A 23,499-nucleotide genomic window follows, 5' to 3' on the forward strand; every position below is an offset into this window, starting at 1 on the left:
TTCCGACGGTTAATCTAATGCTGTGAGGTGTTCACGACGTATCTCGAACACGTAAACGCACCAGCGGACATCAAGTCGCTGAACGTACAACAATTAACCACGCTGGCTCAAGAGATTCGCGGGTTCCTCGTCGACGCTGTGTCGCAGACGGGTGGCCACTTTGGCGCCAATCTCGGAGTCGTCGAGTTAACCTTGGCATTACATAAAGTGTTCGACAGTCCCACGGACAAAATCATTTGGGACGTCGGACATCAAGCGTATGTCCACAAAATCCTGACCGGACGCAAAGATCGATTTCCGACGTTGCGACAGTTTCAAGGTCTGGCCGGATTTCCAAAGCGCGGCGAAAGTGTGCACGACCAGTTTGGCACTGGCCACGCCAGTACCTCTATCTCAGCCGGGCTAGGCATGGCCGTGGCACGCGATTTGGCGGGCGAAAAGTACAGTGTCGTCGCCGTCATCGGCGACGGTGCGTTGACCGGCGGCATGGCCATGGAAGCGTTGAACCACGCGGGTCATTTAGGCACCAATCTTCTGGTCATTTTGAACGACAACGAAATGTCCATCTCGGAAAACGTGGGTGCGTTGTCTCACTATCTCACGCGTCTACGCACGGACCCGACGTACTCCAGAGCAAAGTCAGAAGTGGAGGGCCTGTTGCGCAAAGTTCCGGCGATTGGACCAAAGCTGACCAAGACATTAGAAAAAGTGAAGGATTCCATGCGGCACCTGGTGGTACCCGGTCTCTTGTTTGAAGGGTTTGGGTTTAAGTACTTGGGCCCAGTCGACGGGCACGACTTGGAGGGCCTGCTGAAAGTGCTGGAAGACGCCAAGCGGCTGAAAGGCCCCGTCCTCATCCACATGGTGACCAGTAAGGGCAAGGGGTACGCCTCGGCGGAAAAGGCGCCCGACAAATGGCATGCGTGGCCGAGCGCGCCCAAACCAGGTGGGCCACCGTCTTATACCAGTGTGTTTGCGGATACGCTGAGACAACTGGCGCGAGAGATGCCGGATCTGGTTGCAGTCACGCCAGCCATGATCTCTGGGTCGGGGTTAACGAAGTTCGGCGAAGAATTTCCAGACAGGTTGTATGATGTGGGCATCGCTGAGCAGCACGCAGCGACGTTCTGTGGTGGACTGGCGGCAGCTGGCAAGCGCCCGGTATTAGCCATTTATTCGACCTTCTTACAGCGTGCCTATGACCAGGTCATTCACGATATTTGCATCCAGAAGTTGCCCGTTCTGATTGCCGTGGACCGCGCTGGACTGGTGGGTCCAGACGGGGAAACCCATCAAGGCGCGTACGACGTGTCGTACCTCCGAGCCATACCGAACATTGTCGTGATGATGCCGAAGGACGAAAATGAACTGCGACACATGTTGTACACCGGACTGCACGTGGACGGGCCGGTCGCCGTGCGCTATCCACGAGCAGATGGCGTCGGTGTGGATCTGAGCGAGCCCTTGCGGAAGCTGAACATTGGGGAAGCGGAAGTGCTGCGCACAGGGGATGCTGCGGCGATTCTTGCCCTGGGTCCGATGGTGCAACTTGCCGAAGAAGCCGCTCGCCGGCTGGAAGAAGAGTACGGCGTGTCGACGACGGTGGTCAACATGCGGTTTGTCAAACCGCTGGACGAGGCACTCATCCTTCGGCTTGCCAAGTCCATGCCACTCGTTACTGTCGAAGAAGCGGCTTTGGCGGGTGGTATGGGATCCGCCGTTCTGGAACTGCTCGCAGACCACGGTGTCGAGACGCGCGTACGTCGGCGGGGCATCCCGGATGTTTTTGTGGAACATGGAACACGGAAGGAACTGCTCCAACACATAGGATTAACTGCAAACGACATCGTTCAGGACGTGCTACATGTCATCAAACGCGGCGAAGCATCCCGCATCGGGAGTCGACAAGCATGAAACCCGGTAAAATACGACTGGATGTGTTATTGGTTCAACGCGGGCTGTTTCCCAGTCGGGAGGCAGCCCGGCGTGCCATTATGGCTGGACAAGTCATGCGGGGCGGTGAAGTTGTCGACAAGCCGGGCACGCAGGTGTATACCGATGAATCGTTTGAAGTCCTACAACCGAGCCACCAATTCGTGAGTCGCGGCGGCCTGAAGTTGGAGCGGGCGCTTGATGTGTTCTCGGTATCGCTGAAAGACCAGGTGGTCATCGACGTGGGTGCGTCTACAGGAGGGTTTACAGACTGCGCACTGCAGCACGGGGCGAGCCGAGTGTATGCGGTCGACGTGGGCTATGGGCAACTCGCGTGGAAGTTGCGCATCGATGACCGGGTGGTCGTGATGGAGAGAACCAACTTCCGACACGTCGACGCCTCGCGCTTTGACCCGAAGCCGAGTGTGGCCGTCATGGATGTGTCGTTCATCTCAACAAGGCTCCTGTTGCCCAAGCTGATGGAAGTTCTGACCAGCCCGGGTGTCATTCTCAGCCTTGTCAAACCGCAGTTTGAGGCTGGCCGAGAGCACGTGGGCAAGGGGGGGATTGTGCGCGATCCCAAGGTCCATCTGAATGTCCTCCGCCGCCTGATTACATTTGTCTACGACGCAGGCATGGCGTGTGACGGGTTGACGTATTCGCCTATCCAAGGTGGAGACGGAAACATCGAGTACCTCGCCAAATGGGTAATGGGGGGGGCTGATGTGACACCGGCCGAGGTGTGGCTCGAAGCTGCCCGGCATACGGTGGAGTCGGCCTGGGACAAGTTGACAGGCGAGCGTCCGGTTTTGACATAAGCCTGGCAGGACGGAAATCAGCGCTACTGAACAGGAAATCATCAGGCCACTGTGGAATATTGTCTGAAAACCGTGGTAAGGGGACCGTCTGACCATGCAGTGGCGCGATCTGTTCACAATGCTGTTGTGCATCGGTATCGTCTACTGGCTCGGCAAGTCGCTGTTCATGGGGCGGCGCCGAGGCGGCGAGACACCGCTTCGGGGCAAACTGTCCACCGCGCGCGATTGGCTGGAGGAGAACGGTTACCAAATTATCCGTGTCCGGGAGCGCGGAGAGTGGATTGGATATTACGGAGACAAATCGTTCAAAAAATCTCTGATTGCTGATTTTGTCGTCCGCAAGGGCCCGAAGTACTACGCCGTGAAGCTGCGCCAGCCCCGAGATCAGGGAGTCAACGGTGTGAAGCTGCGCGACCAGTGGTTCCCTTTGTATGTCGCGTTCGGCGTTCAAGGCATTTTACATATGGACGTCGACGAGGAACGCGTGCAGGTTGTCGACTTTGACTGGAAAAGCCCGCCGTATGTGCGGTGGAAGACTGTGTTCAATCGGAGCCTGTGGTTTCTCGTGGGCGTCCTTGTGGCGATGGCCTGGTTGCATGGGCGGTAAGGGCGAGGAGGAAGAACGTGAGGACCATTGGAATCATTGCGAACCTGGACAAACCGAAGGCGTGCGCTGTGCAGGAACGGCTTCAGTTCCTGCTCAACAGTCAGGGCATTCACACTGTGTGCGTGGAGATTCGCAAAGATCTCGCCTCTCATGGCAACACACTGCAACCGCTGGCCGCCGCGGAAATGGTATTTGTGCTCGGTGGCGATGGAACGTTGCTCGGTGTCGCACGGCACTTGGCGCGATGGAACGTTCCTTTGCTCGGCATCAACGTAGGACACCTGGGTTTTCTCAGTGAAGCGGAGCCAACGGACATTGATGAGACGGTCCGTCGTGTTTCCGAGCGAGAGTACGACCTGGAGCGGCGCATGATGCTCGAGGTAGACGTATACCGCCATGGCCGCAGAATCGAACAACTGATTGGGTTGAACGATGCAGGCATCGGGAAAGGATCGTTTGCTCGGATGGTATCCGTGGACGTGCGAGTGGATGGGGTCTTGCTCGATGCGTACAGCGGCGACGGCGTGATTGTGTCTACCCCAACCGGATCCACCGCCTATTCTCTGTCCTGCGGTGGTCCCATTGTCGCTCCACAACTGCAGGCCATGCTGATTACGCCGATTTGTCCACACACGTTATCGGCTCGACCGTGTGTCATCAGTGATACTCAAGAGGTGAGCCTGGTGGTGCATGCAACGCACGAAGACCTCGGTTTGACGGTCGACGGGCAGATTGGAGTTCGACTTCAGCCGGAGGATGAAGTGAAAGTGCGCAAAGCCCAGGTCGTGACCACATTGGTCAAGTGGAGAGACCGGGAGTTCTTTTCTGTTCTCCGGCAAAAACTGCACGGACAGGACGCATCTGCACATCATGACGGGGGACGCGAATCCACAGGAGGGACGGAACTTGCTGCTCGAACTGACGGTTGAGCGACTGGCCTTGATTGATGCGCTTCGGCTGCCCCTACAACCAGGGTTTAACGTACTGACGGGTGAAACCGGCGCCGGGAAATCGATTCTCTTGGATGCGATTGGACTCTTGTTGGGGAATCGCGGATCTGCCGAACTCATTCGAAACGGGGAAGACAGTGCGCTCGTGGAAGCCGTGATTGCGCTGTCGCCGTCAACTCAGGCGCGGGTGAAACCGCTGCTCGAAGAGTGGGGGTTGCCGTGGGACGAGTCCCTGATCATCTCACGCGAACTGTTCAAATCTGGACGCACCGTCTGCCGTGTCAATGGACGCCTGGCCACGGTACAGATGCTTCGGGAGCTTGGATGGAGGATTGTTCAGCAACACGGACAACACGACCATCACGGATTGCTTCGCACGGAAGAACAAATGCGCGCCTTGGATCTGTATGGTCACCACGAGGAGTTGTTGGCAGACGTTCGCACGCAGTTTCGCCACTACCTGAACTGCAAGCGTGCGTATGAGGAAACGCTGTTGGATGAGCAAGGGCGCGCACAACGCTTGGACATGTTGACGTTCCAAATCCAAGAAATTGAACAAGCGGACCTTCAACCGGGTGAGGAAGACCGGTTGCGGGAACGCCGGAAAAAACTACAGCACGTCGAAAAAATCTCTACCGCGCTGCAACAAGCAAAGTCTTTTCTGGACGGGGAAGGAACCATCGGGGCACTCACGTTACTTGGGAACGCGCACGACCACATCGCGGCCGCAGCGGCGTACGACGACTCGTTGCATGAAGCGGCAGAGTTGTTGCAGACTGCTCAGGTGCACGCGGACGAAGCTGCGCGCTTGATTTATCGCCACTTGGATGAATTGGACGAAGATCCATCCGAATTGGACGCCATCGAGGAACGTCTTGCACAGATTCGCGCCTTGCAGCGAAAGTACGGCGCCAGTGTGGAAGAGGTACTTGCGTATTACGAAACCGCTGTACAGGAACGTGACGACCTCCTCCATCACGAAGAAAAGGCCAGCCGGTTGTTCGCTGACATGCAGGCTGCTGAAACGGCGCTGCATGAATCCTGCGAACGGCTCCATCAGGCACGTGTCGAAGCCGCCGAGCGCCTTTCCTCTGAAGTGGTGCAGACGCTTCGTGCACTCTCCATGCCGAGCGCACGCCTTGAGGTCAGGGTTTGGCGACGTACGCAGTCGGATGGAACGGTTCAGTATTCGGAAGACGGGTTTGATCAAATCCAGTTCTTGTTTTCCGCCAACGTCGGCGAAGAGCTGAAACCGCTGCAAAAAGTCGCCTCTGGCGGTGAATTGTCGCGTACGCTCTTGGCACTCAAATCGGTTCTCGCGGATGTGGATGACTTGGAGACGCTGATTTTCGACGAAATTGACACCGGTGTCAGTGGGGTCGCTGCCCAGAGCGTCGCCCAACAAATGAGAAAGATTGCAACCAGTCGCCAGGTACTTTGCGTCACCCACTCTGCAGCCATTGCGGCAGCTGCAGGTACGCACTATTACATTGAAAAAACGGAACGCGACGGTTCAACTCAAACGTCGGTGAGGAAGCTCGATACATCCGGTCGGATTCGTGAGCTTGCACGGCTGCTTGGCGCGGGGATTGCAGACGAAACCGCGGTTTCACACGCAAAAGCTTTGTTGGAGCGCATGGGTGCAAAGGGCGCTTGAGAGACATCCATTGTCCAGAAGTAGCAATCTATCCATGTGACGGATAGAAGTCGCTCTGCGTGGCATGTTTTACGCATCATAAAGCCTTTCTTGCGGGGCACCTTAGTACCACGAGCAATTGCTTGGGAGGTGCAACGTAAAGGAGGGCGCAAGATGCCGAAACGCTTTCGTTACAAGCACTTTCGCTGGCTGTGCGCGGCGGTTTTGTGCACGGCCTGCCTGTCTCCGCCGGTGCATCAACTTACGTCAGTGCCCACGTCCATTCAGGTTCCACTCGGGGACCAAGCGATTGTTCCACTGCATTTGCCGAAAGGGTCCAAGGTTGCTACGTCAAACGGGAACGTGTTCAGCGTGAGCGCAGTTCACTCGCAGGGCATCAGCGCTAGCGATGTGGAAGTGTATCCCAAGACACTTGGCAGCGCGTATGTTTCCACACGGCTGTTTGGGTTCTTACCGTGGAAAACAGTGCAAGTACACGTGATTCCACAGCACAAAGTGTACGTCGCCGGCCAGTCGGTCGGGATTCGACTGAAATCGCGCGGTGTCATGGTCGTCGGGTATCAACGGGTTGGAAGAGAGAGGGCATCGCCAGCCGTCGGGGCCGATATACGACTCGGTGATGTCATTGAGGAAGTGAATCGACATCCAGTGAGCTCAGCTGAGGACGTTCGACGCTTTGTGGAACATGCCGATGGCGAACTCAAACTTCTGGTTCGGCGCGGCGACGCGCACAGGAACGTCGTGGTGACACCCGCTTCGGATGAACGCGGAGCACGGCATCTCGGGTTGTTCGTGCGAGAGAAGACTTCCGGTGTCGGGACGCTCACGTACTACGATCCGCAAACTCACCGATTTGGTGCCCTTGGCCACGTGATTTCGGACGCCGACACTGGACAGCCCATCGTCGGTCAGGGAACGCTATATGATGCGGAAGTCACGGGAATGGTGAAAGGACTTACCGGCAGGCCTGGGGAAAAGCGCGGACGCTTTGTAGAATCGCGCGGCGTCATCGGTCACATTGAGTGCAATACGCCCTACGGCGTGTTTGGAAGGATGTCCAACCAACTGGAGGATGTAGCGGGGTTGCATCCGCTTCCAGTCGCTTTGCCAGGAGATGTCCATGAAGGGCCAGCCAAAATGTGGACGGTCGTTCACGGTCGCAAGGTCGAGTCGTTTGACGTCGAAGTCGAGAACCTTGTGCGACAACAAAAGCCGGCCACAAAGAGCATGATTGTCCACGTGGTCGACAAACGGTTGTTGGGTTTGTCTGGCGGGATTATTCAAGGGATGAGTGGCAGTCCCTTGGTGCAAGACGGAAAGTTGATTGGCGCTGTGACGCACGTTTTCGTCTCTGACCCCACGCGAGGCTACGGAGTGTACGCGGCTTGGATGCTGGAGCAAGGCGACGGCGCTGTGAGCGCAACGGACCGTGCGGCGCGGGCGGCCTGGATACGCAACTGAATGCGGCGTATAGGTATGGTGATGTCCTCGGACATCGCCATCCACGCTTGTGTCGAAATATGTCGACGGTAGTCCAATTTCCGCGAAAACTATTACATAAGATTTGGGAGGACATGCCCCCCACATGTCGAAATATTCTACTCGGGACACCATACGAGGGGGAATCACCAAGTGGGTTTGAAGGTTCTCATTGCGGACGATAATCGGGAATTTGTAGAGCTACTGCGAGACTACATCGCGTCTCAGGACGATATGGAAGTATGTGGGGTCGCACACAATGGTAACGAAGTCGTGGACATGGTTCGGAACAAGCGACCTGACATTTTGGTGCTGGACATCATCATGCCGGTATTGGACGGGATTGGAGCACTGGAACGTCTCAATGATTTGTCCGGTGGAACTCCAAAAGTGATTTTGCTGACAGCGTTCGGTCAAGAAACAGTCACTCGTCGCGCAATGGAACTTGGCGTCTCCTACTTTATTCTGAAGCCGTTCGACATGCCGGTATTGCTGGAGCGGATACGTCAAGTGTCTGTGGAAACGCCTTCGATTTCGCCCGTGGCCGCAACTTCAACTATGTTTCAGTCGGCAGCTTTTCAACAAGGACCGAGTAAAAAGTCTGTGGATGCAGCCATTACACAAATTATTCACGAAATTGGAGTGCCTGCGCACATCAAGGGATATCACTACCTCCGCGAAGCCATCGGCATTGTCTTTAGCGACGTGGAGATTCTGGGTTCCATTACAAAAACGTTGTACCCGCGCATTGCTGAACGATTTAAAACAACACCGTCCCGTGTTGAGCGAGCGATTCGCCATTCCATCGAAGTGGCGTGGGGACGTGGCAATGTGGATGCCATTCGAGCGGTCTTTGGTTACACCGTGAGTGCTTCTAAGACAAAGCCGACGAATTCGGAATTTATCGCAATGATTGCGGACAAGCTTCGCATGGAGCACAAAGTTTCTTAATGACCTGTGACAAATACATAGACCACTGGGTAGGGGTGCCGAGACATTTGTGTTTGCGTTTCCAACGCAGTCATGAATGTCTTTTTTTCTGGGCAACGACGCACGGTTGTCTACGACAGTTGCCAGGGTACTGCACGTGCCGTAACTCATCCAAACATCGAAGTGTGAATAACGACCCTTCCACGAAGGCAAACTAGGCTTGTCTCACATTACACAGAACAACAAGGAGGAGTTACAGATGGCAGACAATCGAAACCAGAAACTAATTTCCCAAGCATCACAAGCTCTGGACCAAATGAAGTACGAAATTGCCTCCGAATTTGGTGTTCAACTGGGCGCTGACACGTCTTCTCGGCAGAACGGTTCTGTGGGTGGAGAAATTACGAAACGCCTAGTCGCATTCGCGGAACAACAACTTTCTGGCGGCGCCCTTCGGTAATGATGGTGAACGAATAACGACAGGTTTTGATACGTGTTCTCGAACGCAGGGACCCCAATCCCTGCGTTTTTCATGGCCTTCCGTACCACGAGAAGCGCGTACGAAGCGCATACGGCTCCTCCCTGCGCCTCCCCTCTGTGGTAGAGTGGAGAGGGGGGAGTGCATCCGGCGTGTGAACAACTGAACAGTGGAGGCCCGCGGGCCCCTATAGTATACTTGTTCACATCGGTAGCTTGCGAATTTCAGCGTTGATGTTCCTGTCAAAGGAAGGATTGAGGCCGTGCGCAGCAAGCGACTCAAACGAATGGGTTTTTGTATTGTTGGACTGCTTATCGTCTTTTGCGCGCTTGCGGGATGGCACCGGTACGCGAGTGACTCGGCTGAGGCTGACGTCCAGCAACGAATTCTGAAAATTGCCAATCAGCTCCGGGCTCCTGGAGATCAAAATACCATGACGGTTGCCACTTCCCAGTCTGACATGGCACAGCACATGCGATACGAAATCCAACAGGAGCTGATTGCCCACATGACCGACGGTGAAGTGATGGAGGATATGGTCCGGGAATATGGCGCGGGAGCGTATGCAGCTCCTCCTCTGCGTGGCTTCGGCATGGTGGTTTGGCTGCTGCCGGTCTCATTTCTAGCAGCTCTCGTTATTCTCTTCGTTGTGGTATTGAGGCGCAACAACAGGCACATGCGCAAGTCCATTCTCGTAGATGGCGTTCTCTCGGCGAAAAACAGGTTCGACGGGGTGGCTGACCGAGACGCTTTGCGAGAGTATTTGTAAGTTGATTTTCCGGATTTTTCTGTGGAGTTCGTTGATTCGGGAGATGAACAACTTGACCATTTCCACGCGCGCGAAATTGGTTGTGGCGCTGATTATCGTCGTTTCCATCATCGGTGTCCTGATTGAAACCGCCATCACCAAAGCGTCCACGTACTACATCACGGTGCACGAGCTGTATTCAGAAGGGGCTGCGGGGATGCATCATGACACTGCAGTCAGTGGCGACATTGTGGGGGCTTCGGTGAGATGGGACCCAAAGACCAGGCTGTTGTCGTTCTCCATCAAGGACGACACGAGCAGCCAAACGCTGCTGGTTCGCTTCCGCGGCGACAAGCCGGACAGCTTAACCAATAACTGGCCCGTGATTGCGTTTGGACAGCTGAATTCAGGTGGTCAGTTTGAGGCCACGAAGCTGCTCGTCAAGTGCCCTTCCAAGTACAGTGCGAAAGATGAGCAGCGCACGTATACCGCCAAGTAACGAGGACATGGGAATGGTCTAGGTGGTGTCGCGCCTTGGGGAGGTTTCGTTGTGATTGTCGGAACACTGGGGCAAGCAGCCATCCGAATACTGCTTGTCGTTGTTTGTATCAGTATCGCCGTTCACGTTGCTGCCATCCGCAGGAAGTCGGCGACCGTTCGGCAGTGGAGCCGATGGTGCATGGTCGCACAGTTTGCGGCCGCCTGTTTGGCATCGCTGTGCCTGATTTGGTTGCTCGTCACGGAGAACAACTGGTTTTCCTACGTGGCTGAGTATACAGGACAAGGGCTGCCTATCATCTATCGAATCGCTGCGTTTTGGGGTGGAAACGCGGGGTCACTGCTCTTCTGGTGCCTCATCCTGACGCTGTACGGGGCTGTGGTTGTGTTTACACGCCACGACGACAGCGAACGTATGTTGCCGTGGGTCGCGCTGATCCTGACGTGTATCACGCTGTTTTACACGCTAGTGATTAACTTTCTCACGTCTCCGTTTCAAAAGCTGGCGAGTCCGGTGCCTCTCAACGGACTCAACCCACTCTTGCAAAACCCAGGTATGACGGTGCATCCCGTCAACGTGTACTTGGGCTTCATTGGATTTTCGGTACCCTTCGCGTACGCGCTGACAACCTTGATACTCGGCAAGCAGGACGCCACATGGTTGGTGGTCACGCGGCGCTGGACACTTGTCTCATGGTTGTTTCTCAGTATCGGCATTGTGTATGGCGCGCACTGGTCCTACGAAGAATTAGGCTGGGGTGGTTACTGGGCCTGGGATCCCATTGAGAATGCGTCATTGTTGCCATGGTTGACGGCGACGACGTTCCTCCACTCTGCCATTGTTCAGGAGAAAAAAGGCTTACTGAAAATGTGGAACGTCGTCCTTGTCACGCTGACATTTTTGCTCACGCTGGTGGGAACCTTTTTGACCCGCAGTGGCGTGCTGTGGAGTATTCACGCGTTTGCAAACGGACCTTTGGGTACATATTTTCTCGTGTTTTTGAGTGTGGCCTTTGTGGTGTCCGCGGCAATCATCGTCTGGCGTCGGCGCGTGTTGCGTTCCGATGCACGGATTGACTCTGTCGTTTCCAAAGAAAGCGCGTTTCTCCTGAACAATGTTCTGTTTTTGGGGAGTGCCTTTGCAGTGCTATGGGGCACGGTGTTTCCTATTGTCTCGCAGGCGGTCACCGGACACAAAATGATGGTGGACAGTCCGTTCTACAACGCGGTCAACCTTCCACTCGCGGTCTGTATCATCCTGCTGATGGGTATCGGGCCGCTGATGGCATGGCGCAGGTCGTCTCTCCGAAGTGTGATGCAGGCCGTATTATATCCCCTTATCGCAGCTGCAGTGCTTGGATGCGGTGTCGCTGTTGTGCTGTACGTAGGATTCCACCACACGTCGCTGCTGGGGACACTCGGCATCATCGCAGCTCTGTTCGTGGTGTTGACCGTTTTTATGGAGTATTGGCAGAGTGTGAATACCCGGGTACTGCTGACGAAAGAATCCGCCTGGATGTCGTTTGTCAAGCTCATTTCCCGCAACCGCCGCAGGTACGGAGGGTACATCGTGCATCTCGCTGTGGCTGTCATTGCCATGGGGATTGCAGCGTCTGGAGCGTTTCACGTGGACGTTCAAAAGCAGCTTTCTCCGGGTGATCCACCGGTTAAACTGGGCGACTTTGAGCTTACGTTTACGGGCATGGGCGTCGAGAAGGTAGGTACCGATACGCGGATGTACGCCAATATTGTGGTGCATCGTGGCGGGAATACCCTCGGATTGCTCAGACCATCCGCCACGTTTTACCAAGATGGTCAATCTCCAAGCACCGACGTGGCGTTGTACTCGAGGCCGTTGCAAGACCTGTACGTGGTGATGTTGGGAACAGTTGGGGGAAAGTCCGCCGTGTTCGATATCCACGTGAATCCCCTGGTCGAATTCATTTGGTTCGGAGGCTACTTATTCGTGGTCGGAACCCTCATCAGTTTGTGGCCAGAATCGAGGAAACATCGTGCGCTGGGCAGTGCCTACCACCCCGTGGACCGAGTACTGCGCCAGTGGAGTGAACTGGAGTACGACTACCACATGGGAAAGTTGGACCAACCGGAATACGAACGCAACCGCGCCGAACTCGCCGCGGAGTTGGAGGCGGCGCAGTCGGTGGCAGCGTCCGTTCATGCGCGTGTTCAGCAAGACGTGCAAAGCTACATCGCCGGCTCCCTCGACACTTCGCTACAGACAGGAGGGGATTCGCGATGACCCTGGCCCGCCGAACGCTTCTCTGGGGAGTTTGCACGGCGATTACTTTGTTTGGGGTCTTGTGGTTCCCGCACGGCAAGGCGTATGCAGACTCGTCGCTGCGAATCACGCGCGAACGAGTGATGCTCGTCCCAGTTCCTGTGCATCGCGTATTCCAAGTGATTGAAGTGCTCGATGTCGCCAATCCAAAGGCTGTGGATAGCGCCGTCTCCGTGTATTTGCCCGTCGGCTATACGGATTTGGCGGTCAACGGGAAGCCAATTTCCCCGGGCAAAAACGGCGTTGTAACCATGGCGAGGGCGGCCAAGGCAGGGCGAACGTCCTCGGTTTCGGTATCGTATACGCTGCCCTTCAACGCTGACAATACGGCACAGTTCACCTTGCATACGCCCTATGACATCGACACCGCCCAACTCTATCTGCCGACTGCAGGGTACGCGTTGACGGCGGAAAATCTGTTAACCACCACCCAAACTACCGCATTGCAGGGAACGCAGGTTCGGGTGTTCACCAGGCTCGGTATCCCGGCCGGGGACGATTGGACCATCAGCTTACAGCAGTTACCGTCGGTCACAGGCGACGTTGCGTCCACAAGCGGTCTGCCCATCATCGGACAACCGTTGACGGAGCGGCAAAACTTGTTGCAGGCGGGCGCCAACTTGCTGATGGCCTGCGTAGTGCTGGCTGTGGGCATCGCCGGCGTTCGGTCCACACAAGGGCTGTCGTTCTGGCGTTCGGCCTCTCGACAGGAAGCTCTGGTAAAGGCACTCGAGAACCTGGAGTTTCAACGTGCGGCCGGTGGGATTGACGAAGCGTCGTACGCTCGAAGGAAGACAGAGGTACTTCGGCGACTGGCCATGCTGTCGGCCCAGGCCACTTCCGGAAAGGGGACGGATTCTGCGTGACTTCGCATGTGACCAGTGGTCTCTTGGCCTTGCATGAAGTGGAAAAGGAGTTCGACATGCGGTTGGTTTTGGACGGCGTGACCGTCTGCCTGGAGACTGGCCGCAGCTATCTGCTCACCGCCGAAAACGGCAGCGGGAAGACGACCTTGCTGCAGGTGATGGCTGGACTCATCAGGCCAACGAAAGGCAGGGTTCTGTGGCGCGGGAAGCCTGTGACTCGAGCTTCGAAAGCGGAAGTCGGTGTTGTACTGCAACCACCGATGATTTACGGAGATTTAACGGGGCTTGAGAATCTCACACTCTACGCGGGCCTATATGGGGTGAAATCACCCAAGGCCGTGGCCGAACGCTGGCTACACCGATTTCAGTTGTCTGACGCCATGCATCGGCCGGCTCGCGAATATTCGAAGGGCATGCGACAGCGTCTGGCGTTGGCGCGGGCACTGGTACACGCGCCCTCGCTGTTGCTGCTCGATGAACCGTTTGATGGGCTGGACGTTCAGGGCATTGCGTTGGTCCAGACTATACTTCGGGATACCGTGGCGTCCGGCGGCACGGTGTTCATGGTCGCTCACCAACTGGAGCCTGTGGAACACGTGGATGGCCGCTTTACTCTGCGTAACGGTAAGCTGGTGGAAGTGTCATGAATGCCTGGAGAGTGTTCGGATACCTGGTTTGGAAAGACATCAAGATTGAATTCCGCGGCAAGCAGTTTCTCGCGGCGAGTGCCACCTTCGGCGTCCTGATGCTGTTCATCACGGGCGTGGCGATGGATGCTGCGCCGTCGTTACCGGTCACGTGGAGCGCCGGGCTGCTCTGGTTGAACGTATTTTTCACGACGGCCATCGGATTGACACGGCACGACCGAAAGGACAAGGAGTACGGGGCCAGCCTGGGCTTGCGATTAATCCCAGCAGACCCGAGTGTTGTGTACTACGCAAAGTGGGTCAGTACCTGTGCGTTGATTTTGTTGGCTCAGGCCGCATTGGTTCTTGCGTTCTTCGTCATGTTCAATCAACACACTCCATCGCTTCTCGGGATGTTTGTGATGACTTTGGTTGGCGGTATTGTAGGGTTGTCTGGCATTGGCAGTTTCTTGTCTGCTGTCACTGCGGAAAGTGCTATGCGCGACTTGTTGTTACCGTTGTTGTTGTTTCCGCTCTCAGTGCCGTTGTTTCTGGCGGTGTTGAAAATTACCGTGGGGGCATTTTCTGCACCCGCGTTTATCCCCTGGGTTTGGGTGGACGTGCTGGCAGGATACGTCGTCATGGTGGCCGTACTTCCCTGGTTGCTCTATGAGGTGTTGATGGAGGTTTGACGACATGAACTGGCAGGTAAAGCTACTGGTTGTGCTGTTGGCGGCTTTCGGCGCTCTGGACTTGTACCTTGCGCTATTGTGGTCGCCGCCGGAAGCGCAGATGGGCGATTTGGTGCGCATCATGTACTTTCACGTGGCAAGCGCCTGGACGGCCATGTTGGCATTCTCCGTGGCGTTTGTGACGGCCGTCTTGTATGTGATATTTCGGCAGATAAAATGGGATGTCATTTCCGTATCGTCGGTGGAGATTGGACTGGTGTACACGTCTATCACGTTGGTCACCGGGATGCTTTGGGCCAAGCCGATTTGGAACACCTGGTGGACCTGGGATCCACGGTTGACGACCACCCTCATCCTCTGGTTTTTGTTCATTGGCTATACATTGCTGCGCGGAACCGTCTCAGGTTTGGAGCGGAGAGCCTTGGTTTCTTCAATTTACGCCATCGTCGCCTTTGCCGACGTGCCAGTGATCCATCTGTCGGTGAAACTTTGGCGTTCGATTCACCCAGACTTGATCACCGACTCCGGTTTTCAAATGCCAGGCTCCATGGCGTTTACATTGATGTTTGGTTTTGTGGTGTTCCTGTTGGTCTACGTGTTGCTGCTGTATATGCGGGCAAAATCGGAGTTCCTGCGGCTGCGTCTCTTTCAACTCCGCCAGGCCAGCAGGGCATTGTCCAGAGACGAAAGAGGGGGAATGTAGAGTGGTTCAACACCTGGGATATTTGTGGGCGGTGACCCTCATTGTTTGGGTGGGTACACTCGCTTATGTGATGTCCATCTTGCGCCGGCAGGCGCGCATTCAACGCGAACTCGAAGCGATGCAATCCCGCCTGGACGACTTGAGCCATCGTTGACATCGTACGACGATGCCGAGTTTCACCATCGATGTGTGCATGCGTTCGCGATGGACGTGGACGGTTTGTCTTGACCCGGGCACCTGCTACTGCATGATTCGATTGACGAGGATGCCGCCGAAGACCGCGATGAATATGGACACCATCATGCGCACGACGGCAAACTCCGGACCATAGAATGGAACCTCTGCAGGGAGGCGCGGTAAGGAGACGAGCTGCCACGACGTGACGAATGCAAAAACTGCTCCTGGACTCGCGTTGGCTGCCAATAGTCCCGATGCCAACGGGTACATGGCCCAGCGCGATCCGGTGCCGAGCATACCGAACATTGCCCCCAGCAAAATGCCGCCAATCCCCGCCTCGCGTCCGAGCCAGCGCGCCACGATATGGACGTGGAAGAACTGTGATAACAAGCCAGCCGCTAACATTGACACGACAATCCAAGGAAGCGCTTGAACAAACATGTCGGCAGTGGTTTCCAGCCCTTCGGAAGCGATACCTGGGCGAAATATCCACAGCGCAACGTACGCGGCCACCGTGAATGCTGCGAAGGAAAGCAGGGTCTTGTCCACGCCAGACACCTCCTAGTCGCTACGACACGCTTTGGCGGAGGGATTGAATCATAGAATTCCACGTTTCGGTGCTGGACAAGCTCAGCGACCAAATCGCCACTCCCGGCAATCCGAGGTTGTTGACAAGGTCGAGTTTACGCTGCATCGTTCTGTCCGTCTCGTACCACCCGACCTCGTACCCGTCTGGCTTGGGATACTTCACGTACATCAGCCCCAAATTGTCGTCCCACTGCCCTTTGACGTTGTGGTCTGTCAATACTTTGTTTACGTCGGGCGCGGCAATCGATTCACTATTGACGCTGCCGTCCTTGTGTACGTACCAGAACCTAGCGTAGAACGGAATGCCGAGAATCAGCTTGTCCGCGGGCACGCCTGTAGACAACAGGTCATCCACGGATTCGGTGACCCACGGGACATCGGCGACCGGACCCGGAGTCGGATCGTTTTCCCAGTGTTCGTCGTACGCCATCAAAATCACGTAGTCGCAGTATTGTGCGAGCCCAGCGTGAAAGTACGCAGCCTCATCCTTGAGGTAGACAATGTCTGGCGTGATGTCTACCGAAAGTTGCACGCCCATCGGATGAAGCGCTTGGCTCAGTGCTTTGATAAACGCCGTGAAGTTTTGCTGGTCGCCCGAGCGAATGTTTTCAAAGTCAACGTTGACTCCATCCAAATGACCTTGATTCGCAGCGTTTGCCACGGACTGTACCAAGCGTTCACGTTGTCCCGGTTGACTGAGTACGGCGTGCGTGAGCCCAGCGCTGAACTGGTTGTCGAACATCGCCCACACTTTAATCTTGTGCGCATGCGCGTAGTCGACGACGCTGGCCTGCGTATGGTCGGTCAGAGTACCGTCTTGTGACGCGACAGACAACCACTTCGGACTGACGACGCTGATCCCCGGATTGTCATGAATCATATGGATGGTTCGTGAAGGTGTGTCGTAGGGCATCCAGCCGAGGGCCAGCTTTTTTGACGATTGTTCCCAGGTTGAGAGGGATTGGAAAAGACTCCCTTGCATACCCGAGTTTGTACCGACGGCTGGGTCTGTAATCGGCAACTGCGCTGCCAACATGCCTTGTGGATTGGCCAACGGCAACTTCAGCGCCGTGGAGACGGCTTCCAGCAGTGAGTGACGTTCACCATCGTCAGACTTTTGATAGTTTGGGGTTCCAACGAGCTCGCTGATCTCCAATGACGCAAGACTCGTCGCCTCCATTTGTGCCGCGGACTGCCAGGACCCGCCTCCATACAATAATAGAAGGCTACCCAGGCAACCTGCGGCGATGACAATCATTCCAACGACGGCAGCAAACCAGCGTAGTAGAGCAGACGGAGTGTGGGGGTGCATGTTGCGACTCCTTTCGAAGACGGGTTCAACCTTCTTTGATGGTCGGTTCACAACTAGACTATGAATTGGATTTGTAGAATAGAAGAATCTGATGCGCAGATTTACCGGAGGGATTTCAACATGCCTCCGCTGAGTCGGCAATATCTGACGCTTAAGACGCCAGCGCTTCGTCGTAGTAAAATGGCGTTATGGGGTGAGCGTCTTGGGACAAACAAAGAAAACCATTCATGAGTGGGAAAAGGAATTAAACATCAAACTGTTGGACTTGGACGGGTTTGATGTGCGCGATGACCAACTGTTTACGCGGTTGTTTACCCGTAAAGAGTTCGAAAAATCAGCGGCCGAATGCACCATCATGAAGGTGCAAGAGGTGCCAAGCGTACAAGAGGAACCGAAGGTACAACAGGTGCCAAGAGTACAAGCAGTACCCAAGGTACAACAAGTGCCAAGAGTACAAGAGGTATCCAAAGTGCAAGAGGCGCCCAAAGTACAAGAGGTACAAGACCGCATTTCCAAGCCTACACAGAGAAGGCGTTATAAGCTTTACATTGTTCCGTTGGTGTTGTTTACGATGCCTGTTGTTGCAACGGTTATCGTCAGCTTCATATTTCGAGCGATAACTCGTCTTATCAACATCAGGTGGTACGTACCTGTATCCATACTGCTTGTGGATGTCGCGATGCTGCTCATCCAACCCAATGCAGCGGTGCTGTCCGGACCGTTTTTTCTCTGGTATCACTTGTTCAACATGTTGTACCATCAGTGGTTGCCGTTCTGGACACATGTTCGGTATTCCATTTTCCATCAACCACTCAACTTAATAGACACGGACAAGCCGCTTTTTTACGACGTCGAAATTCACGGAACTCCACTGTACTTGTACTTTGGGTTGCCGCAGGCCATTACAAGTAGCCTGTTTTGGGCGACAAGCATCGCAAGTGTGAAGCACTTGCTGATAAACAGAAGGCGCCGCGATGGGGTGCGTCGTTAAGGCGCCATGTTTCGTCTTTGCCATTTGCGGTTGTGGGGATAGGGCGAGAGTAGTGCCTGAAGACGCAACGTCCGTTGTTTGGACAGGAAAACGAGGTGAGATCATTGGCGGAAAGAGTTTCGTTCGGTATCATGAGAGGTGAGAAGTGAGGGATCAGAATTCGTGTTAATGAACGCACATGGTTCGGTTTCAGAAGTCTCGCCGCGGATGCCCGAGGATGGCGAAGTCGCTTGGCTGCACCTTTGCCAACCGAGCCAAGCCGAACTGCAGGACATCGTCCACGACACCTTTGGGTGTCATCCGCTGGCCATCGAAGATATCGAGCATCTCGGGCAACGTCCGAAGTTGGATTACTACAGAAACCAGCGTCATCCCCACGCCTTTATCACCTTTTACTCGATTGACCGACAGTTATCGGCGACGGAGTATTCCATTGTGGTTGGTAGGAACTACGTCATTACAGTGACACAACATCCGTTGTCGTGGTTGGACGATTTGTACAAGAGGACGCAGGAAAATCCGGACGTCATGTCGGATGCAGGGACCTTATTGCACCGGATTCTCGACCATTGTGTCGACGGGTACTTTTCTGTGATGGACGAGTTGGAGGAGCGACTGGACTCTCTTGAGCGCCAAGTGTTTCACAACACGCGAAAGGATCTCGCTCCGACCATCTTTCGCCTGAAGCGAAAGCTTCACAAAATCCGGAGAGTTTCGTCGGATGGTAGAAACGTCATCGGCATGCTCGCTCACGATGCGTTCCCCTACACGGAGGAGTCTCACCAGATTTACTTTCTGGACGTCTATGACCACATATCGAGGGTAGTGGACGGATTTGACGCCATTCGCGACAGCCTCAGCGGGCTCCTGGACCTGCAGACCGCACAGCGCGGAAACCGCATGAACGAAGTGATGAAAACCCTGACAATTTTCAGCAGTATTTTTCTTCCGTTGTCATTCATCGTCGGGGTATACGGGACGAACTTTCACGACATACCGGAACTTAACTGGAAATACGGCTACCTGTATTTGTGGTGCCTGATGATTACTGTCGCTGTGGGATTGGCCCTGTACTTCAAGAAAAGAGGATGGTGGTAGTCGTGACGTTCACCCATCCGGACATCGTCCGGATTGAACTGCAGACACCGTTTCCAGTCGGTTCTGTCAACGCATATCTGATGCTCAGTGACGACGCGCGAGTACTCGTCGACTGCGGGCCGAACTACGATCCCGCGCGCGAAGCCTTGCAGACCTCCTTGGCAAGCCATGGGCTTCAGCCTGAAGATATCACCGCGCTTGTATTAACGCATGGGCACGTGGATCACGTAGGACTGGCGTCACTTTTTCAATCGCGGGGTGTGCCTGTCTACGCCTTACAGGGCGTACAAACGTGGTTAACGCCGGGCGGAGAGTGGGATCACTACCGCGCTGCGTTCTTTGAATCCTTGTACACTTCTATGGGTGTTCCTCGTGACTTGATAGCTCGTGCGAAACGGGATCTGTTTTTGTTACAAAAATGGAACGACCGGTCGGTCGTCGATGTGGAACTGGTGCCTGGCCAAACGCTGCCGTGGTTTCCCATGTACGAAGTACTACATGTGCCAGGACACGCGCAGGCGGCGCTCGCGTTGTGGAATCGAGAGACGGGTGACATCTTGACAGGAGATCAGTTGTTGCCACACGTGTCTTCCAACGCGTTGATTGAGCCAACGCTTGATGCAACGGAAGGGCGGGCAGCTACCCGAACCCAGAGTCTGATTCAGTACCGAGCCAATTTGCAAGCGTTGGCGCGCATGGAGCTCGCTACAGCCTACCCAGGTCATGGGGACCCGTTTCAGGAGCCGAGAGATTTGATTCGGAGGAGACTCGCAGATCAAGAACGTCGCCAGTCACAGTTCTATGAACTGGTGGCAAAGGCGCCGAACTCCACCGCATTTGACATTGCGGTTAAGTTCTTTCCGCGGCACTTGAACCAACTTTCGCTAATTATGTCGGAGACGCTAGGATTCCTCGATTGGCTCGAAGCAGACGGAAAAATCGCAGCGTTTGAGACACATGAGGGCGTCATTCGCTGGCGCTCCACACAGTAGAGGTAGGGACGCTGCATCTCGTGGTATGCTGAGTGAAGACGCGATGAAGGAGGCGGATGGATGACATCCCGAAGTGGACTCACACATTTCGATGAAACGGGTAGACCTCAGATGGTGGACGTCTCCCACAAGCCCGCAACGGTGCGCGAGGCCGTGGCCGAAGCGTTTGTGTGGATGCAGTCTGAAACGCGGCGCGCGATTGAAGACCGACACGTCGCCAAGGGTGATGTCATACAAGTTGCAGAACTCGCAGGCATCATGGCAGCCAAAAGGACGTCAGAATTGATCCCGTTGTGTCATCCAGTCCCACTGTCCAACGTCCGAGTCGTGACGGAGTGGGTCGATGGAATCGACGGCGACGAAGCGTGCCTGCGCGTTGTCGCTACCGCGAAGACGACGCACCAAACCGGCGTTGAACTGGAGGCCCTGACGGCTTGTACGGTGGCTGGGTTGACGATTTACGACATGTGTAAGGCCATCGATAGACGCATGTCCATTCGGGACGTGCGTTTGCTCCGCAAGTCAGGGGGAACCAGTGGCGTATTCGACCTCAGTGCGACCGACACGCCCAGCGTTCTGAATGAGCCGTGAATACGAGAGCCTAGTCACGGGACGGTCTGTGTCTTTTGGGGACAGGCCGTCCGCGCCAGCCTTCGCGCTTCAGCTTCCCGCGTTTCTTATCTCGATGGTAAATATAACCGCCTAAAAAAGCGGTTGCAGCCAAACCCAGCAGAAGTCCGAACGCGGCCCACACGACGTCGCTCACGCTTCCTGATGCAAGATACCACTCAATGTGCGTGCGAAACAGGTTGAGCCCTTCTCCTGCGACGAAAAACACCCCAATCAGAATTCCCCAGGCTACCAAATTTCTCATCTTCGCAGTCCTTCCGCATCCATGCTAGTCTAGCTTGTTTATCATCATAGCACAGCCAGTCCGTTTGCGTGGCTCTGTGCCTTACGTAACAGGGATGGTACAATGGCGAGTGGGGAAAGGGTGAACCACTGAATGAACGTGGTGATTGTGGGCGCTGGACAAGGTGGCACCAAGCTGTTTCAAGCGCTGATTGGACATCCGAAGCTGAATGTTCTGTGCGTGGTTGACCATCTCGATGCGGCGCGTGGTATGCAGTTGGCGAGGCAGTACGGCATACCTACGGAATCGGATTACCATGCTGCCGTGCCCACGTACTGCGGCAAGCCTGTAGACGTCGTCCTCGAGGTCACCGGTGACCCGCACGTCTATCAGACCTTGCGAGAATTGGCGCCCGATGTCAGAGTGGTCTCCGGCGTGGACTTAAAGTTTTTCATGATCCTCATCGAAGACAAAGTCCACCTCATTCATGAGCTAGAGGCCCGGCAGCGAAACCTGCAATTGGTACTGAATGCCACGCATGACGCGATGATTGGGATTGGGAAGGATGGCTGCATTACGCTGTACAACGCAGCGGCAGAACACATCCTCGGTGTCCCCGTGGAGGCAGCGTACGGGATGCACGTAGAGGATGTGATACCAAACTCTCGCTTGTTGCACGTATTGGAAACGGGCGCGGAGGAATTGCATCAAGTACAGCGCGTGGGTGACGTGGAAGTCATCACGAGTTGTGTGCCTGTGTACAATGAGTCCCACGAGAGGATGGGAGCCATCGCCATACTTCGGGACGTCACGGAGTTGCGGAAACTGGCGGCGGAAGTGACCAACTTGCGAGAAGTGCAGACGATGCTGGAGGCAGTGATTCAGTCCACGCAGGACGCCATTTCGGTGGTCGACCAGCACGGCCGCGGACTGCTTATCAATGCGGCGTACACCCGTCTGACGGGACTCACGCCAGACCAGGTCCTGAACAAGCCTGCGGACGTCGATATCGCAGAAGGCGAGAGCATGCACATGCAAGTTTTACAAACGAGAAAGCCCGTGAAGGGCGTGCCGATGAAAGTCGGCCCCGGTCGCCGCGAAGTACTGGTGGACGTGGCGCCCATCCTTGTCGATGGGGAGCTACGCGGCAGTGTCGGCGTGATTCATGACGTGTCCGAAATCAAGCGGCTCACGGAAGAACTGGACAAGGCCAACAAGCTCATCCGCACGATGCAGGCGAAGTATACATTCGCTGAAATTGTCGGACGAAGTTCAGCCATGCTATTGGCGGTGGACCAAGCGCGGAAGGCCGCACAGACACCGGCGACGGTCTTGTTGCGGGGAGAGTCGGGTACCGGCAAGGAGCTGTTCGCGCATGCCATTCACAACGAGAGCGACCGGAAGTACAATCCGTTCGTGCGAGTGAACTGTGCCGCGTTGTCGGAGACGTTACTGGAGAGCGAACTGTTCGGGTATGAAGACGGTGCGTTCACAGGTGCGAAACGCGGCGGCAAGCGAGGCCTCTTTGAAGAAGCCTCCGGCGGAACGTTGTTTCTCGACGAAATTGGAGAAATGAGCGTAGCGACTCAGGCGAAGTTGCTTCGTGCGTTGCAAGAGCGGGAAATCATGCGCGTCGGTGGAACACAGCCCATCCCGGTCGACGTGCGCGTGATTGCAGCTACACACGTAAACTTGGAACAGGCGGTCGCGGCGGGAAAGTTTCGCGAGGACCTGTACTACCGACTCAATGTAGTGCCCATAGTGATTCCACCACTTCGGTACCGCTTGGAGGATTTGGAATCTCTGGCCATGCACATCATCTTTCGGCAGAATCAGGCCTTCGGACGTAACGTCACATGCATATCGAAGGGTGCGGTGGATGCACTGAGCAGCTACGACTGGCCTGGCAATGTTCGCGAACTTGAAAACACCATCGGTCGCGCCATGATTCGCATGGGATATCAAGAAACCTGTCTGGAAGCACATCACTTGCCGGTGTTGAAGCCGCAACTGAGCAGGGGGGTATCGACGCCAGGAGATGGATATTTCGTGCCTGAGCACGGCACGTTGCAAGAGATTGTGCAGCAGGTCGAGAAGTCGGTGATTGAGCGCGTTCTTGGCGAAGTCGGCGGGAACAAAGCGGAAGCCGCGAGACGTCTCGGGATCTCTGTGCGTACACTGTACTACAAGTTGAGAACCCCATAG

At 55.4% G+C, this 23,499-nt stretch carries 24 protein-coding genes; 21 read left to right on the plus strand and 3 right to left on the minus strand.

The annotated features are described in order from the left end of the window. Positions 1-27: 27 nt before the first annotated feature. The 16 genes from dxs to YWK_RS22095 all read left to right on the plus strand — a co-directional run bounded on the left by dxs (position 28) and on the right by YWK_RS22095 (position 15,437). On the plus strand, positions 28-1,914 hold the full coding sequence (gene dxs, locus YWK_RS18330; protein WP_035465986.1) for a 1-deoxy-D-xylulose-5-phosphate synthase: 1,887 nt from the start codon (positions 28-30) through the stop codon (positions 1,912-1,914). Continuing rightward, a complete protein-coding gene (locus YWK_RS18335; protein WP_084453478.1) occupies positions 1,911-2,750 on the plus strand; it encodes a TlyA family RNA methyltransferase in 840 nt (279 codons plus the stop codon). Before dxs ends, YWK_RS18335 begins: the two co-directional genes overlap by 4 nt. Positions 2,751-2,844: 94 nt before the next feature. Beyond that, positions 2,845-3,357, plus strand: coding sequence for a hypothetical protein (locus tag YWK_RS0104660; RefSeq protein ID WP_026963887.1), 513 nt, complete (start codon positions 2,845-2,847; stop codon positions 3,355-3,357). Positions 3,358-3,374: 17 nt separating this feature from the next. Continuing rightward, the gene (locus YWK_RS18340; protein ID WP_084453479.1) at positions 3,375-4,286 is read left to right on the plus strand and encodes an NAD(+)/NADH kinase; all 912 of its coding nucleotides are present in this window, start codon (positions 3,375-3,377) and stop codon (positions 4,284-4,286) included. Further along, positions 4,264-5,964: a DNA repair protein RecN gene (gene recN / locus YWK_RS0104670; protein ID WP_026963888.1), complete on the plus strand. Its 1,701-nt coding sequence runs from the start codon at positions 4,264-4,266 to the stop codon at positions 5,962-5,964. Before YWK_RS18340 ends, recN begins: the two co-directional genes overlap by 23 nt. A 153-nt stretch (positions 5,965-6,117) precedes the next feature. After that, complete coding sequence (gene spoIVB, locus YWK_RS0104675) at positions 6,118-7,425, plus strand: SpoIVB peptidase (RefSeq protein WP_026963889.1); 1,308 nt, start codon at positions 6,118-6,120, stop codon at positions 7,423-7,425. 177 nt (positions 7,426-7,602) lie between these two features. Continuing rightward, positions 7,603-8,394, plus strand: coding sequence for a sporulation transcription factor Spo0A (gene spo0A, locus YWK_RS0104680; protein ID WP_026963890.1), 792 nt, complete (start codon positions 7,603-7,605; stop codon positions 8,392-8,394). Between the two features lie 238 nt (positions 8,395-8,632). Further along, positions 8,633-8,833: an alpha/beta-type small acid-soluble spore protein gene (locus YWK_RS0104685; RefSeq protein ID WP_026963891.1), complete on the plus strand. Its 201-nt coding sequence runs from the start codon at positions 8,633-8,635 to the stop codon at positions 8,831-8,833. Between the two features lie 280 nt (positions 8,834-9,113). Beyond that, entirely contained in the window at positions 9,114-9,620 is a 507-nt protein-coding gene (locus YWK_RS0104690; protein WP_026963892.1) for a cytochrome c-type biogenesis protein, read from the plus strand. A 52-nt stretch (positions 9,621-9,672) separates the two neighbouring features. Then, positions 9,673-10,098 (plus strand): cytochrome c maturation protein CcmE, encoded by a 426-nt coding sequence (locus YWK_RS20795; RefSeq protein WP_169727139.1) that lies wholly within the window; start codon positions 9,673-9,675, stop codon positions 10,096-10,098. A 51-nt stretch (positions 10,099-10,149) separates the two neighbouring features. Then, positions 10,150-12,357, plus strand: a complete 2,208-nt coding sequence (locus tag YWK_RS18350; RefSeq protein WP_051375139.1) for a heme lyase CcmF/NrfE family subunit — start codon at positions 10,150-10,152, stop codon at positions 12,355-12,357. Next, positions 12,354-13,262 carry a gas vesicle protein GvpG gene (locus tag YWK_RS0104705; RefSeq protein ID WP_026963893.1) on the plus strand — a complete coding sequence of 303 codons (909 nt, stop codon included), beginning with the start codon at positions 12,354-12,356 and terminating at the stop codon, positions 13,260-13,262. The genes YWK_RS18350 and YWK_RS0104705 overlap by 4 nt, the downstream gene beginning before the upstream one ends. Then, positions 13,259-13,909 (plus strand): ABC transporter ATP-binding protein, encoded by a 651-nt coding sequence (locus tag YWK_RS18355; RefSeq protein ID WP_051375141.1) that lies wholly within the window; start codon positions 13,259-13,261, stop codon positions 13,907-13,909. The genes YWK_RS0104705 and YWK_RS18355 overlap by 4 nt, the downstream gene beginning before the upstream one ends. After that, positions 13,906-14,580, plus strand: a complete 675-nt coding sequence (locus YWK_RS0104715) for a heme exporter protein CcmB (protein WP_026963894.1) — start codon at positions 13,906-13,908, stop codon at positions 14,578-14,580. The genes YWK_RS18355 and YWK_RS0104715 overlap by 4 nt, the downstream gene beginning before the upstream one ends. Before the next feature lie 4 nt (positions 14,581-14,584). Continuing rightward, positions 14,585-15,283, plus strand: a complete 699-nt coding sequence (locus tag YWK_RS0104720; RefSeq protein ID WP_026963895.1) for a cytochrome c biogenesis protein — start codon at positions 14,585-14,587, stop codon at positions 15,281-15,283. A gap of 1 nt (position 15,284) precedes the next feature. Beyond that, entirely contained in the window at positions 15,285-15,437 is a 153-nt protein-coding gene (locus tag YWK_RS22095) for a CcmD family protein (RefSeq protein WP_169727140.1), read from the plus strand. Between the two features lie 86 nt (positions 15,438-15,523). Here YWK_RS22095 and YWK_RS0104730 read toward each other — a convergent pair whose 3' ends face one another. After that, positions 15,524-16,009 (minus strand): hypothetical protein, encoded by a 486-nt coding sequence (locus tag YWK_RS0104730; RefSeq protein ID WP_026963896.1) that lies wholly within the window; start codon positions 16,007-16,009, stop codon positions 15,524-15,526. A gap of 19 nt (positions 16,010-16,028) precedes the next feature. Next, a complete protein-coding gene (locus tag YWK_RS0104735; protein WP_026963897.1) occupies positions 16,029-17,360 on the minus strand; it encodes a glycosyl hydrolase family 18 protein in 1,332 nt (443 codons plus the stop codon). Positions 17,361-17,562: 202 nt separating this feature from the next. On the opposite strand from YWK_RS0104735, the gene YWK_RS0104740 reads away from it, so the two are divergent. From YWK_RS0104740 to moaC, 4 genes are all read left to right on the plus strand, one after another. After that, complete coding sequence (locus tag YWK_RS0104740) at positions 17,563-18,351, plus strand: hypothetical protein (RefSeq protein WP_026963898.1); 789 nt, start codon at positions 17,563-17,565, stop codon at positions 18,349-18,351. Between the two features lie 168 nt (positions 18,352-18,519). After that, a complete protein-coding gene (corA, locus tag YWK_RS0104745) occupies positions 18,520-19,449 on the plus strand; it encodes a magnesium/cobalt transporter CorA (protein ID WP_035465992.1) in 930 nt (309 codons plus the stop codon). Between the two features lie 2 nt (positions 19,450-19,451). Next, the gene (locus tag YWK_RS0104750; RefSeq protein WP_035465993.1) at positions 19,452-20,441 is read left to right on the plus strand and encodes an MBL fold metallo-hydrolase; all 990 of its coding nucleotides are present in this window, start codon (positions 19,452-19,454) and stop codon (positions 20,439-20,441) included. A 60-nt stretch (positions 20,442-20,501) separates the two neighbouring features. Further along, on the plus strand, positions 20,502-21,032 hold the full coding sequence (gene moaC, locus YWK_RS18360; protein ID WP_035465994.1) for a cyclic pyranopterin monophosphate synthase MoaC: 531 nt from the start codon (positions 20,502-20,504) through the stop codon (positions 21,030-21,032). 10 nt (positions 21,033-21,042) lie between these two features. Here the strand turns inward: moaC and YWK_RS0104760 are convergent, their stop codons facing one another. After that, positions 21,043-21,315 carry a DUF2627 family protein gene (locus YWK_RS0104760; protein WP_026963901.1) on the minus strand — a complete coding sequence of 91 codons (273 nt, stop codon included), beginning with the start codon at positions 21,313-21,315 and terminating at the stop codon, positions 21,043-21,045. 132 nt (positions 21,316-21,447) lie between these two features. On the opposite strand from YWK_RS0104760, the gene YWK_RS0104765 reads away from it, so the two are divergent. After that, positions 21,448-23,499: a sigma-54 interaction domain-containing protein gene (locus tag YWK_RS0104765; protein ID WP_026963902.1), complete on the plus strand. Its 2,052-nt coding sequence runs from the start codon at positions 21,448-21,450 to the stop codon at positions 23,497-23,499.

The sequence above is a fragment of the Alicyclobacillus pomorum DSM 14955 genome, from assembly GCF_000472905.1.
GTDB classification, from domain to species: domain Bacteria; phylum Bacillota; class Bacilli; order Alicyclobacillales; family Alicyclobacillaceae; genus Alicyclobacillus_A; species Alicyclobacillus_A pomorum.

Excerpts from the sequence above, each read along its gene's own strand:
- spoIVB (WP_026963889.1), top strand. The coding sequence starts at position 6,118 with ATGCCGAAACGCTTTCGTTACAAGCACTTTCGCTGGCTGTGCGCGGCG.
- YWK_RS0104715 (WP_026963894.1), top strand. The coding sequence starts at position 13,906 with ATGAATGCCTGGAGAGTGTTCGGATACCTGGTTTGGAAAGACATCAAG.
- YWK_RS0104660 (WP_026963887.1), top strand. The coding sequence starts at position 2,845 with ATGCAGTGGCGCGATCTGTTCACAATGCTGTTGTGCATCGGTATCGTC.
- YWK_RS18335 (WP_084453478.1), top strand. The coding sequence starts at position 1,911 with ATGAAACCCGGTAAAATACGACTGGATGTGTTATTGGTTCAACGCGGG.
- corA (WP_035465992.1), top strand. The coding sequence starts at position 18,520 with ATGAACGCACATGGTTCGGTTTCAGAAGTCTCGCCGCGGATGCCCGAG.
- YWK_RS0104765 (WP_026963902.1), top strand. The coding sequence starts at position 21,448 with ATGAACGTGGTGATTGTGGGCGCTGGACAAGGTGGCACCAAGCTGTTT.
- YWK_RS0104735 (WP_026963897.1), bottom strand. The coding sequence starts at position 17,360 with ATGCACCCCCACACTCCGTCTGCTCTACTACGCTGGTTTGCTGCCGTC.
- YWK_RS0104760 (WP_026963901.1), bottom strand. The coding sequence starts at position 21,315 with ATGAGAAATTTGGTAGCCTGGGGAATTCTGATTGGGGTGTTTTTCGTC.
- YWK_RS0104720 (WP_026963895.1), top strand. The coding sequence starts at position 14,585 with ATGAACTGGCAGGTAAAGCTACTGGTTGTGCTGTTGGCGGCTTTCGGC.
- YWK_RS0104705 (WP_026963893.1), top strand. The coding sequence starts at position 12,354 with ATGACCCTGGCCCGCCGAACGCTTCTCTGGGGAGTTTGCACGGCGATT.
- moaC (WP_035465994.1), top strand. The coding sequence starts at position 20,502 with ATGACATCCCGAAGTGGACTCACACATTTCGATGAAACGGGTAGACCT.
- YWK_RS0104685 (WP_026963891.1), top strand. The coding sequence starts at position 8,633 with ATGGCAGACAATCGAAACCAGAAACTAATTTCCCAAGCATCACAAGCT.